This is a genomic window from Streptomyces sp. ADMS (assembly GCF_033441795.1).
Classification (GTDB): domain Bacteria; phylum Actinomycetota; class Actinomycetes; order Streptomycetales; family Streptomycetaceae; genus Streptomyces.
Map to the genome: position 1 here is coordinate 1 of NZ_JAVFVX010000025.1, position 11,960 is coordinate 11,960.

An 11,960-nucleotide genomic window follows, 5' to 3' on the forward strand; every position below is an offset into this window, starting at 1 on the left:
CCGCGCTGATCATGATGGCCGTCTTCTCCGGGTTCATCGGAGCCGGCGAGTCCATCATCAAGATGATCGGCTTCGGACTGGCCGTGGCCGTCCTGTTCGACGCCTTCGTCGTCCGGATGGCCCTGGTCCCCGCCGTACTCGCTCTCCTCGGCAAGGCCGCCTGGTGGATGCCGGGCTGGCTGGACAGGGTGCTGCCGAAGGTCGACGTGGAGGGCGAGGCGCTCACGCACCGGGCGGCAACACCCGAGAACGGGGCGGACGGTACGGCAGACCGGGAGGCGGTCCAGGTCTGACATTCGACCGTACGCCCCGGGGGCCGCCCGTGCTGGACACACGGGCGGCCCTCGCCGGACGTCGTGACGGGCTGTCGTGGACCATGGGTCCACGCCCTTTGACCGGAGAGAACCGATGAGCACCAACATCGAGCGTTTCATCGCGCGCCATCCCCGTGTCGTCGACACGGTGACCGTCGTGACGCTGTTCGTCCTCTTCCTGGTCGGCGCCGAGATCACCCTGCCGGGTGCCGGCCGGCGCGAGGGCCTGTGGCCCGCCGCGGTCATCGCCGTCAACGCGTGCGCGGGCGTGCTGCTGAGCCGCAGTCATCCGCGTACGGCCGTCATGGTGACCACGCTCTGCGCCATGACGGCGAGCGCGCTCGGCTATCTGCTCACCGTGCTGATGCTGGCCCCCGCCATGGTGGCGGTCTACTGGCTGGCGGTCCTCACCGACCGCCGGACGACGCGCTTCTACTGCGTGGGCATGATCGTCACACTGGTGGCCACGGCCACGATCCTCGACCCGGTCGACCACCCGCTCGTCCTCAAGACGGTCGCCCCCATCGCCTATGTGCTGGTCCCGGTCGCCACCGGCAGCGCCCGCCGCATGCGCCACGCCTACCTGGACGCCGTGCACACCCGCGCCGAGCACGCCGAGCGGACCCGCGACGAGGAGGCCCGCCACCGGGTGACGGAGGAGCGGATACGCATCGCCCGGGAGCTGCACGACGTCGTCGCCCACCATCTGGCCCTGGCCAACGCCCAGGCGACCACCGCCGCGCATCTCGCGCGCAGCAACCCCGAGCAGACCCGGAGGATGCTGAACGACCTCACCGGCACCACCTCGTCGGCGCTGCGCGAGCTCAAGGCCACCGTCGGGCTGCTGCGCCACGCCGACGACGTCGATGCCCCCCTGGAACCGGCCCCCGGGCTCTCCCGGCTCCCCGAGCTGGTCGACACCGTCCGGTCCGCCGGGGTCGGGGTCGCCCTCACCACCGTGGGCAAGGAGCGCCCGCTGTCCCCGGGGGTGGAACTGACGGCGTTCCGGATCGTGCAGGAGGCGCTCACCAACATCACCAAGCATGCCGTCGGAGCGACGGCGTGCGTGCGACTCGCGTACTCGGCCGACCGGCTGACCATCACGGTCACCAACAACGCCACCGCCACCGTCCCCGCCGGTCCCGCCGTACCCGTGCCGGCGCGTGGTTTCGGTCTCATCGGGATGCGTGAGCGCGCCCGGTCCGTCGGCGGCAGGCTGGAGGCAGGACACCGCCCGGAGGGCGGTTACGAGGTCTCCACCGCGCTGCCCCTCTACCCCCAGCCCTCGGAAGAAGAAGAGCGCACCTCATGACCATTCGCGTCCTGCTCGCCGACGACCAGGCCCTGCTCCGGGCGACGTTCCGGATCCTGATCGACTCCGAGGCCGACATGACGGTGCTCGACGAGGCCACCGACGGCCGGGAGGCGGTCGAGCTGACCCGCACGCACCTCCCCGACGTGGTCCTCATGGACATCCGAATGCCCGGTACCGACGGTCTGGCCGCCACCGCCGCGATCTGCGCCGACCCGGAGCTGTCCGCGACGCGCGTACTGATCCTGACGACGTTCGAGACGGACGAGTACGTGGCCCAGGCGCTGCGGGCCGGCGCCAGCGGTTTCCTCGGCAAGGACGTCACCGCCGAGGCCCTGCTCGACGGCATCCGCACGGTGGCCGCCGGCGACTCCCTCCTCTCCCCCAACGCCACGCGCACCCTCATCACCCGCTTCCTCAACTCCCCCGCACCGGGCACCCAGTTGGCGACCCCGGAGGCGCTCGCGGCACTCACCACCCGCGAACGGGAGGTGATGTGCCTGGCGGCCGAGGGCGGGTCGAACGACGAGATCGCGGAGAAGCTGTACGTCAGCCCGCTGACCGTCCGTACGCATGTGCACCGCGCGATGACGAAGCTGGGTGCCCGCGATCGGGCCCAACTGGTCGTCATCGCCTACCAGTCGGGCCTGGTGCGGGCCCTTCCGCCGCAGCCGTCCTGAGGCGCGAGGCGGCGGTCAGTCCGTTTCGCCGGCCCGGCCGGGCCCGCCGGCTCCCTTCCCCCGGCCACGGCGGTACACGATCACGCCGGCCGCGGTGAGTGCTGCCGCGGCGATGGCCGTCCCCAGAGCGCCGACGCCGGTGGAGGCGAGGCTGCCGCCGGTGGCCGTGGTGCCGCCGGTGGTGGAGCCCGTGGCGGAGGTGGCCGAGCCCGAGACACCGGTGGTGCCGGTGCCCCCCGTGGTGCTGCCGCCCGTCGTACCGCCGCCCGTCGTACCGCCGCCCGTCGTGCTGCCGCCGGTCGTGCTGCCGCCGGTGGCGCCTGTCGTCCCGCCGTCGCCGCCCGTGTCTCCACCACTGTCCCCGCCCGAGTCGCCTCCGGTGCCCGCCCCGGCGGTCACGGTGAGGGTGACGGGCGCGGTGCGGGTGGTGCCGGCCGTGTTGGTGAACTCGGCGCGGTAGCGGTGGCCGTCGTGACCGGCCTCGGCGGTGAAGGCGTACGTGGTCCCGGTCGCACCCGGCACGTCCTGCCAGGTCTGGGCCCCGTCCGTGCTGACCTGCCAGCGCACGGTCGGTTCCGGGGTGCCCTCCGCCTGCGCGATGAGGGTGACCGTGTCGCCGGCCGTGACCGTCTGGTCCGTCGGTGCCTGGACGGCCTTCGGCGACACGAACCGGTCCAGTCTGACGACCTTGCCCTCGGCGGGGCTGGTCACGTAGAGCGTCGTACCGCCGGCGGCGACGGTGATCGCGGCCGAACCGAGCTGGGAGTGGTTGCCCAGCAGCGGGACCGCCTCGACGGCGGCCTCGTAGGTCGTCATGTCGTACACGGCGAGCGACCCGTTGTTGTCGCCGCCGCTGCCCGTGTCCCCGTTGTCCTGCCGGACCACGAACGCACGGCCCGTCGACGGGTCGAGGGCGGCGGCAGCGGCCTCGTCGGTGCCCTCGACGGCGGCGAGGAGTTTCGCGTCCGGACCGAAGACGAGGACCGAACCGCCCGCGCCCACCCAGACGTTGCCGGTGGCGGGGTCGGTCTCCACGAACCCGATGGACACGTCCGGGAGTTGGGCGGTGGCCGTGACGGCGAAGGTACCGGTGTCGACGCGGCGCAGTTGTCCGCCGGAGGCCCCCGTGGACCAGACGGCGGCCCGGGCGGAGTCGACGGCGAGCCGGCGTCCACCGTCCAGGGTGAGGGTGCGGCGGACGGTACCGGTGGCCGTCTCCAGCTCGGAGAGGGTGGCGCCCTGGGTGACCAGCACGGTGTCGGCCGCGGTGCCGGGAGCGAGGTCGGTGATCGTCGCGCCGGTCAGCCAGACGCCCTTCGCGCTCTGGTCGCCGTCCTTCGCCGTACCGATGCCGCGCAGGGGGTAGCGGTAGAGGACGCCGTCCCCGGGGAGTGCGGCGGCGAGCTGTGCGGCGGCCGCGGTGCGCGGGACGCCGCCCGTTCCGGGGGCCTGGCTGATGTGGCTGCGGACGGTGCCGTCGGCCGGGTCGAGGACGTACAGGCCGCGCTCGTCCACGTCGGCGGTGTCGGCGAGGTTGTCCGAACCGACGTACAGCTTCCCGGAGTCGGGGTGCAGGAGCACGTCCAGTGGTTTTCCGGTGGTGGTGAACCCGGCCGCCTGCCGGTAGCTGACGGTCCCTGCGGGTACGCCGACGCCCTCGCCGCCGCTGCCGGGGTCCTGGCCGGTGAAGGTGACGGGGACGCGCACGTCCTGGGAACGGTCGCCGCTGCCCCGGTGGTCGACGCGGGTGACGATCGCGCAGGACACCTCGGCGCAGTCGAGGCCGTCGCCCGCGGCCTTGATGCCGAGGGTCACGTCGAAGGTGCCGCCGTCGCCGTACGCGACGGCGAGGTCGCCCTCGTAGGTGTCGCCCTCGGGGACGATCCAGCGCGAGGACGCGCCGTCGCCGGAGGTGTCGGCGCCGCCCAGGCAGGGGCTGGGGACGCGGTTGTCGCCGTTGTCCTTGCAGAGGGCGACATAGATGCCCTTGGTCCCGTCGTATCCCGCGCCGGTGACCTGGATGGTCTCGCCGCCGGGCGCGAGGCCGGCGGAGGCGGAGACGGTGAGCCGCTGGCCCTCTTTGCCGAGGGCGGTTTTCGGCGTGTCGGCGGCCTGGGCGCCGGAGCCGGGGCCGAGAGCGGCGAGCGAGAGGGCGGAGGCGGCGGACAGCGAGGCCGCCGCCCGGAGTCTGCGGCGTGAGCGTGTCATGGGGTCCTCGGGGACGAGTCACGTACGGGGCCCGGCCGGGTAGCGACCGGCCGGGCCCGTACGAGGACTGCGGGACGGCTACTGGAAGGCGACCGGGGCGTGGACGTCGTACTTGCGGTCGTTGGTGTCGAAATGGTCCGCGCGGGTGACGACGGCGCAGGTGACGTCCTCGCCGCAGACCTGGCCGTCGTCGAGGGTGGCCTTGACGTAGATCTGCACGCTGAAGGTGCCGCCGGTACCGAACGTGGAGCTGTTGGCGAACAGGCCGCCGAAGGTGTTGTTGATCCAGTGCGAGGCGCCGGTCGAACCGCTCTCGTCCTGGCCGCCGAGGCAGGGGGTCGGCTTGTTCACGCCCGGGTCGCCGTCCACCGCGCACAGACCTACGTAGATGCCCTGGCTCGTGTTGTAGCCACTGCCCGTGACGGTGATGACCTGGCCGGCCGCGGCGGCCGTGTCCGGCGCGGTCAGCGACAGGCTGTAGGTGGTGCTGCCGTCGACGACGGTGCGGGTCGCGGTGGCGGCGGACGCCGAGGTGGCGAGCCCCAGGGTGAGCGCGGCGGACGCGACGACGGCGAGGCCGGTACGGGCGGCGGGGCGTGCGGACAGCAGAGCTCTCATGATCGAATGAACACCTTTCCTGACCGGTAATTAGGTAAGGCATACCTAACTTCACGGTGCGGGGAATGTCAACGGGAAGCAAAGGGCACATCAACCTCCCAAGGGGACAAGGCAGTTGCGGAATCGGCGAAGCCACCCACCGCAGGGGGGGGTGGCTTCCCAGGTGGTCAGTCGCCGACGCCCGTGGGCACCGCCGTCCGGCGATGCCGTGGCCTGCGGGCTCGGGCGGGCCCGCCACGCGCCCACGCGGGCGGCCAGGGGCTCGGTCCAGCGCGCTGTGAGCGGGCCGGCGACGACCAGGATCAGGACGTACGCCGTGGCCAGCGGGCCGAGGTCGGACTCGATGCCGGCGGTGACCGCGAGGCCCGCGATGACGATGGAGAACTCACTGAACAGATCACCGCAGCCGATGCCGGCCCGGGAGCAACAGGCCGGCCAGGCACAACCAGTGCGACATCGCACCCTGCGACAACACCAGCACCACAACAGCCCCGGCCCGCTACCAGCCCCACCAACCCACCCACCCGGCGCAACCACACATCACAACAGCATCACCGCGCCGCCCGCTGAACAGTCACCGCGGCTGATGCGGCCCCAGTTGCGGCGGCTGGGCCGCTCTGGCCAGGGCACGCCGGTCCGGTTGGCTCCCCGGCGCTATGGCGTCCCGCACGTCGACCTCCGCCACCAGCCCGCGCGCCGACACCACCCGCCACACCGACGTGAGCAGCGAGTCCTCGCCCACGAAGGCGGCCGCCGTGCCGGCCCCTCCGCCGGCGAGCCGGTAGTGCAGACGCACCGGCTGGACGGGTACCCCGGCATCCAGCGCGGCCTGGAACACGGCCCGGCGGAAGCGGCCCTGGGCCTTGCCGCACCAGGTGCTGCCCTCGGGGAAGGCGACGACCGCCGTGCCGTCGCGCAGCGCGTCGGCGATCTTCGCGACCGTCTGCGGCAGGGCCCGCAGACGGTCGCGCTCGATGAACAGCGCACCGCTGCTCGCGGTCAGGGCGCCCGCCACCGGCCACCGCCGGATCTCGGCCTTGGCCAGCATCCTGGCCGGTCGTACGGCGGCCAGCAGCGGGATGTCCAGCCACGAGATGTGGTTGGCGACCAGCAGCACACCCCCGGTGGGCGCGGTGGCGCCGCTCACCCGGAGCCGGACCCCCGCTGCCCGCACGACGGTCCGGGCCCAGCGCCGCACCCACTCGGAAGGGATCTTCCTGCCGAGCGGACACAGCATGATCCCCGCGAGCAGGACGACCAGGACAGTCACCAGTCGCAGCACGGCCAGGGGTGGGGCCGTCGTGGAACCCGTCGTCTCCACGCACGCCCTCGGGGTGCAGGGCGCGCTGGGCAGCCAGACGCTCATCAGGCCGGGACGAGGGAGAGGAAGTGCCGCAGATAGCGCTGGTTGATCCGGCGCATCGACAGCAGCACGTACAGGTCGGCGACGCCGAAGTCCGGATCGTGGGCAGGCTCACCGCAGACCCAGGCGCCGAGGCGGACGTAGCCGCGCAGCAGCGGGGGCAGTTCGGTGCGGCCGGTGGGCCGGGTGACACCCTCGGCGGACCAGGGCAGCAGCGGGCGTACCCGGAACTCCTCCGGGGCCAGGTTCTTGGCCTGGACGCGGTCCCAGGTGCCGGCGGCGAGCGTGCCGCCGTCGGAGAGCGGGAGGGAGCAGCAGCCGGCCAGCCATTCGTGGCCGCGGTCGACCATGTAGCGGGCGATCCCGGCCCAGATGAGGCCGATGACCGTGCCGTCGCGGTGGTCGGGGTGGACGCAGGAGCGGCCGACCTCGACGAGGCCGGGGCGGATCGCGTCGAGCGGGGAGAGGTCGAACTCGCCCTCGGAGTACAGGCGTCCGGCGATCACGGCCCGCTCCGGGGGCAGCAGCCGGTAGGTGCCGACGACCTGGCCGGTGAGCGTGTCGCGGACCAGCAGGTGATCGCAGTACGCGTCGAAGGGATCGATGTCGAGGCCGTGCTGGGGGGAGGACAGCAGGGCGCCGAGCTCACCGGCGAAGACGTCGTGGCGCAGCCGCTGGGCGGCTCGTACGTCGTCCTCGTCGCGGGCGAGGGTGACGGTGTAGCGGGTGGGTGCGGCGGGGAGCGGGGGACGTTCGATGGTGGAAACGCCGGTCATGGCTCTCTCCTGGTCACGGGCCGGGGACGGCGAGGCGGCGAGCTGGCCGGTCCCGTTACGTCCGGCCGCATCAGTTCTTCCGACCGCGGCTGTCCGGCGCGTGACTCTCGCAGAGAGAGCGGGTGTGAGCTTGCTGAATGCCAGGGGTGCCTGACGGGACCGGCAATGAGCACCACTCCCGGTCCCGCCCGTCCGCACCTTGTCGGCGAACGTCCTGGTAAGGAGGCCGCAACCTCCCGGTGGGGAGGCGGTCACCTCCCGGGGTGGCGGCTATCTGCTGCCCGCCTTGCGGGTCGCGCGCAGCCACTCCCTGTTCATCGCGGTGATGGAGACGAGGGGGATGCCCTTCGGGCAGGCGGTGGCGCACTCCCCGGCGAGGGTGCAGCCGCCGAAGCCCTCCTCGTCCATCTGCGCGACCATGTCCAGCACCCGTGTCTCCCGCTCGGGCGCGCCCTGCGGCAGCACGTTCAGGTGGTTGACCTTGGCGGAGGTGAAGAGCATCGCCGCCCCGTTCGGGCAGGCGGCCACACAGGCCCCGCAGCCGATGCACTCGGCGTGCTCGAAAGCGAAGTCGGCGTCCGGCTTCGGTACGGGGGTGGCGTGGGCCTCGGGGGCGGCGCCGGTCGGGGCGGTGACGTAGCCGCCGGCCTGGATGATCCGGTCGAAGGCGGACCGGTCCACGACCAGGTCCTTCACCACGGGGAAGGCGGCGGCGCGCCACGGCTCGACGTCGATCGTGTCGCCGTCCTCGAAGGACCGCATGTGGAGCTGGCAGGTGGTGGTGCGCTCGGGTCCGTGCGCGTCGCCGTTGATGACGAGCGAGCACGCGCCGCAGATGCCCTCACGGCAGTCGTGGTCGAAGGCGACCGGGTCCTCGCCCCTGAGGATGAGTTCCTCGTTGAGGGTGTCGAGCATCTCCAGGAAGGACATGTCGGCCGAGACGCCGTCCACCTCGTACGTGGACATGGCGCCGTCGGCGTCGGCGTTGCGCTGCCGCCAGACGCGCAGGGTGAGCTTCATGCGTAGCTCCGCTGGGTGGGGTGGACGTACTCGAAGACGAGGTCTTCCTTGTGGAGGACGGGGGCAGAGCCCGTACCTGTGAACTCCCAGGCTGCCGCGTAGGCGAACCTGTCGTCGTCGCGGGCGGCTTCGCCGTCGGAGGTCTGGGACTCCTCGCGGAAGTGGCCGCCGCAGGACTCGGCGCGGTGCAGGGCGTCGAGGCACATCAGCTCGGCGAGCTCCAGGTGGTCGACGATGCGGTTCGCCTTCTCCAGCGACTGGTTGAACTCCTCGCCCGTGCCCGGGACCTTGATCCGCCGCCAGAACTCCTCGCGGATCAGCGGGATACGTTCGAGGGCCTTGCGCAGCCCGCTGTCGCTCCGGGCCATACCGCAGAACTCCCACATCAGTTCGCCGAGTTCGCGGTGGAAGGAGTCGGGGGTGCGGTCGCCGTCGACGGAGAGGAGGAGGTTCAGCCGGTCCTCGGTGTCCGCCAGCACCTCCTGTACGACAGGGTGTTGACTGTCGACGGGATCATATCCGGGGTTGCGGGCGAGGTAGTCGTTGATGGTGGCCGGGAGGACGAAGTAGCCGTCGGCCAGGCCCTGCATCAGCGCGGAGGCGCCGAGCCGGTTCGCGCCGTGGTCGGAGAAGTTGGCCTCGCCGATCGCGAACAGGCCGGGGACGGTGGTCTGAAGGTCGTAGTCGACCCAGAGGCCGCCCATCGTGTAGTGCACGGCGGGATAGATCCGCATCGGGACCGTGTACGGGTCCTCGGCGGTGATCCGCGCGTACATGTCGAAGAGGTTGCCGTACTTCTCCTCGACGGCCTTGCGTCCCATCCGCCGGACGGCGTCGGCGAAGTCGAGGTAGACGCCCTGCCCGCCGGGTCCGACACCCCGCCCCTGGTCGCACACGTTCTTGGCGGCGCGGGAGGCGATGTCGCGCGGCACCAGGTTGCCGAAGGAGGGGTAGATACGCTCCAGGTAGTAGTCGCGCTCGTCCTCGGGGATCTCGTTCGCGGGCCGCTGGTCCCCCTTGGCCTTCGGCACCCAGATCCGGCCGTCGTTGCGCAGCGACTCGCTCATCAGGGTGAGCTTGGACTGGTGGTCTCCGGTGCGCGGGATGCAGGTCGGATGGATCTGGGTGAAACAGGGGTTGGCGAAGTGGGCGCCACGCCGGTGCGCCCGCCAGACGGCGGTGGCGTTGGAGTTCATGGCGTTCGTCGAGAGGTGGAAGACGTTTCCGTAGCCGCCGGAGGCGAGAACGACGGCGTCCGCGAAGTGGCTGGAGAGCTCACCGGTGATCAGGTCACGGGCGACGATTCCCCGGGCCCGCCCGTCCACGACGATCAGGTCGAGCATCTCGGTACGCGCGTGCATCTCGATGTTCCCGGCGGCTATCTGCCTGCTCAGGGCCTGGTAGGCACCGAGGAGCAGTTGCTGGCCGGTCTGGCCGCGGGCGTAGAAGGTCCGCGAGACCTGGACGCCGCCGAAGGAGCGGGTGTCGAGCAGTCCGCCGTACTCGCGGGCGAAGGGCACTCCCTGGGCGACGCACTGGTCGATGATCTCGACGGAGATCTGCGCCAGTCGGTGCACGTTCGACTCGCGGGCGCGGAAGTCACCGCCCTTGACGGTGTCGTAGAACAGCCGGTGCACCGAGTCGCCGTCGTTACGGTAGTTCTTCGCCGCGTTGATGCCGCCCTGGGCGGCGATCGAGTGGGCGCGGCGCGGGGAGTCCTGGTAGCAGAACTGGACGACGTGGTAGCCCTGTTCGGCGAGCGTGGCCCCGGCGGAGCCGCCCGCCAGCCCGGTGCCGACGACGATGACGGTGTGCTTGCGCCGGTTGGCGGGGTTGACCAGCCTGGCCTCGAAACGGCGCGTGTCCCAGCGCTCGTTGACGGGGCCGGCGGGCGCCTTGTGGTCGGCAAGCGGCTCACCGGTCGTGAACTCGGTGTATTCAGAGGTCATTTCAGCTCACCACTCCGGTCATGACGCCCACGGGTACGGCGAGGAAACCGGCCGTGAGCAGCAGCGCGAGGACGCCTGCGACGGACTTGAGGGCGCGGTCGCGGGTGCGGTTGCCGACGCCGAGGGTCTGGGCGGCGCTCCAGAAGCCGTGCCGGATGTGCAGGCCGAGGGCGAGCATCGCGACGATGTAGATGACGTTGCCGTACCAGGTGGAGAAGGTGTCGACGACGTTCTGGTAGGGATGGCCCGCCTGGAAGCCGCCCGGGTGGACGGTGCCGGTGGTCAGGTCCAGGATGTGCCAGACGATGAAGAGGGCGAGGATGGTCCCGCCCCAGCGCATGGTGCGTGTGGCATAGCTCGCCCGTGCCTTCTTGTGCACGTACTTGCCCGGCCTGGCCCGGATGTCACGGCGGCTGAGCTGGTAGGCGGAGGTGGCGTGGGCGACGACGGCTGCCACCAGCACGCCGCGGACGAGCCAGAGCGTCCACTCGTGGTGCATGAAGGGCTCGCCGACCGTGCGCAGCCAGTGGGCGTAGAGGTTGAACTCGCCGGGCCCGAAGAAGATCTTCAGGTTGCCGATCATGTGGACGACGAGATACAGCAGCATGATCAGGCCGCTCACGGCCATCACGGCCTTCTTGCCGACGGAGCTGTCCCACACCGTGCGTGCCATGGAGGACCGTCGGTCCGTCCGCGTTGCCAGAGCCATGGGCCAAGACGCTAGGCCGGGGAACCCCGATCGGTCCAAGACATGGTCCGGCTTGTTTCCATAGACAGTGCCTATGCAAGTCCTATCCTGGACGCATGCAGTTCCAGCAGCTCCAGTACTTCGTGGCGGTCGCGGAGACCCGGCACTTCACCCGCGCCGCGGATCGCGTGCATGTCGCGCAGCCGTCACTGTCCCAGCAGATCAAGTCGCTGGAACGGGAGTTGGGGGCCGAACTGTTCCTGCGGGCGCGCGGCAACATCACGCTCACGGACGCCGGCGAGGCGCTCCTTCCGCTGGCCCGGCGCATCCTGGCCGACGCGGACACGGCCCGGCACGAGGTGCAGGAACTGGTCCACCTCCGGGCCGGCCGGATCCGTCTGGGCGCGACCCCGAGCGTGTGCACGGGACTGCTGCCGGAGGTGCTGCGCGCCTTCCACGACCGCTATCCGGGCATCCGGCTGCTGATCGAGGAGGGCGGCTCGCACGACCTCGTACGGGAACTGGCGCGCGGCGCCCTGGACCTGGCCCTGGTCGTCCTCCCGCTGCCGACCCCGTCCCCGGCGCTGACCACACTGGAGGTCCTGCGCGAGGACCTGGTGGTGGTGTCGTCCCCGGAGGCGCCCGCACCCGGCCGGGGCCGGCGGACCGTCCGCGTCGCCGACCTGGAGGGCGAGCGTCTGGTGATGTTCCGCCACGGCTACGACCTGCGGGAACTGACCGTGGCCGCGTGCCGCTCCGCCGGGTTCGAGCCCGAGTTCGCAGTGGAGGGCGGGGAGATGGACGCGGTGCTGGGGTTTGTGCGGGCGGGGCTGGGCGTGGCCGTCGTACCGCGCATGGTGGCCAGCCGGTCGGGGCGCGGGCTACGGGTGACGCCCCTGGCCCGTCCCGGGCTGTTCCGCGCGATCGCGCTGGCCCACCGCAGCGATGTGGCTCCGCCGCGGGCTGCACGGGAGTTGCAGCGGATGTTGCTTGAGCGGTGAGTGTGCGCTGCGCTGACCGGGGGGCGCGGGG

12 protein-coding genes are annotated in these 11,960 nt (G+C 71.7%); 4 read left to right on the plus strand and 8 right to left on the minus strand.

Translation table 11 applies throughout. From position 1 onward, the window contains the following. From RB628_RS13585 to RB628_RS13595, 3 genes are all read left to right on the plus strand, one after another. On the plus strand, positions 1-293 hold a 293-nt coding region (locus RB628_RS13585; RefSeq protein ID WP_318320643.1), incomplete at its 5' end, for an MMPL family transporter. Positions 294-408: 115 nt separating this feature from the next. Continuing rightward, positions 409-1,626 carry a sensor histidine kinase gene (locus RB628_RS13590; protein WP_318320644.1) on the plus strand — a complete coding sequence of 406 codons (1,218 nt, stop codon included), beginning with the start codon at positions 409-411 and terminating at the stop codon, positions 1,624-1,626. Continuing rightward, positions 1,623-2,306, plus strand: a complete 684-nt coding sequence (locus tag RB628_RS13595) for a response regulator transcription factor (RefSeq protein WP_318320645.1) — start codon at positions 1,623-1,625, stop codon at positions 2,304-2,306. Before RB628_RS13590 ends, RB628_RS13595 begins: the two co-directional genes overlap by 4 nt. A 15-nt stretch (positions 2,307-2,321) precedes the next feature. Here RB628_RS13595 and RB628_RS13600 read toward each other — a convergent pair whose 3' ends face one another. The 8 genes from RB628_RS13600 to RB628_RS13635 form a co-directional block, all read right to left on the minus strand. Continuing rightward, positions 2,322-4,514 carry a hypothetical protein gene (locus tag RB628_RS13600; protein ID WP_318320646.1) on the minus strand — a complete coding sequence of 731 codons (2,193 nt, stop codon included), beginning with the start codon at positions 4,512-4,514 and terminating at the stop codon, positions 2,322-2,324. Between the two features lie 78 nt (positions 4,515-4,592). Then, positions 4,593-5,132: a hypothetical protein gene (locus RB628_RS13605; protein ID WP_318320647.1), complete on the minus strand. Its 540-nt coding sequence runs from the start codon at positions 5,130-5,132 to the stop codon at positions 4,593-4,595. A gap of 90 nt (positions 5,133-5,222) precedes the next feature. Further along, the gene (locus RB628_RS13610; RefSeq protein ID WP_412180649.1) at positions 5,223-5,594 is read right to left on the minus strand and encodes a hypothetical protein; all 372 of its coding nucleotides are present in this window, start codon (positions 5,592-5,594) and stop codon (positions 5,223-5,225) included. Between the two features lie 112 nt (positions 5,595-5,706). Further along, positions 5,707-6,498 (minus strand): lysophospholipid acyltransferase family protein, encoded by a 792-nt coding sequence (locus tag RB628_RS13615; protein WP_318320648.1) that lies wholly within the window; start codon positions 6,496-6,498, stop codon positions 5,707-5,709. Further along, entirely contained in the window at positions 6,498-7,271 is a 774-nt protein-coding gene (locus RB628_RS13620; RefSeq protein WP_318320649.1) for a GNAT family N-acetyltransferase, read from the minus strand. The genes RB628_RS13615 and RB628_RS13620 overlap by 1 nt, the downstream gene beginning before the upstream one ends. 270 nt (positions 7,272-7,541) lie before the next feature. After that, complete coding sequence (locus tag RB628_RS13625) at positions 7,542-8,291, minus strand: succinate dehydrogenase/fumarate reductase iron-sulfur subunit (protein WP_318320650.1); 750 nt, start codon at positions 8,289-8,291, stop codon at positions 7,542-7,544. Then, positions 8,288-10,240 (minus strand): fumarate reductase/succinate dehydrogenase flavoprotein subunit, encoded by a 1,953-nt coding sequence (locus RB628_RS13630; RefSeq protein WP_318320651.1) that lies wholly within the window; start codon positions 10,238-10,240, stop codon positions 8,288-8,290. The genes RB628_RS13625 and RB628_RS13630 overlap by 4 nt, the downstream gene beginning before the upstream one ends. 1 nt (position 10,241) lies before the next feature. Then, on the minus strand, positions 10,242-10,913 hold the full coding sequence (locus RB628_RS13635) for a succinate dehydrogenase (protein ID WP_318320706.1): 672 nt from the start codon (positions 10,911-10,913) through the stop codon (positions 10,242-10,244). 131 nt (positions 10,914-11,044) lie between these two features. On the opposite strand from RB628_RS13635, the gene RB628_RS13640 reads away from it, so the two are divergent. After that, a complete protein-coding gene (locus tag RB628_RS13640; protein ID WP_318320652.1) occupies positions 11,045-11,929 on the plus strand; it encodes a LysR family transcriptional regulator in 885 nt (294 codons plus the stop codon). The last annotated feature ends 31 nt before the right edge of the window (positions 11,930-11,960 follow it).